Source organism: Streptomyces sp. SID14478 (genome assembly GCF_010548525.1).
Taxonomy (GTDB): Bacteria; Actinomycetota; Actinomycetes; order Streptomycetales; family Streptomycetaceae; genus Streptomyces.
Genome location: NZ_JAAGMG010001134.1, coordinates 1 through 294, shown reverse-complemented (window position 1 = coordinate 294; position 294 = coordinate 1). Strand labels below are relative to the sequence as shown.

1 pseudogene is annotated in these 294 nt (G+C 73.8%); it reads right to left on the bottom strand.

From position 1 onward, the window contains the following. Positions 1 to 56 precede the first annotated feature (56 nt). A pseudogene (locus tag G3I40_RS36245) lies at positions 57 to 294 on the bottom strand (endonuclease/exonuclease/phosphatase family protein); the annotation flags it as partial.

The window sequence follows — 294 nt, the reverse complement described above, 5'->3', positions numbered from 1 at the left end:
CGTTGCGGGGCTCTGCCCCGGACCCCGCTGCCGCGCGGCCCGCGGTGCGGCGGCATTCAGTCCTGATGCAGCGTCAGGTCCACCAGCAGCGCCCGGTGATCGGTGTCCGCCAGCTTCAGGAAGCGGGTCTCCTGCGCCGAGAACTCCTTGCTCACCAGTACGTGGTCGATCTGCGTGCCCAGCCGCGAGGGCGCCGACGACGGCCAGCTCGGGGTGCGCGCGTGGCCGGTGACCTGTGCCGCGTCGCGCAGCTCCCCCGCGTCCAGGATGCGCCGGAACGCGGCGTGGTCCTGC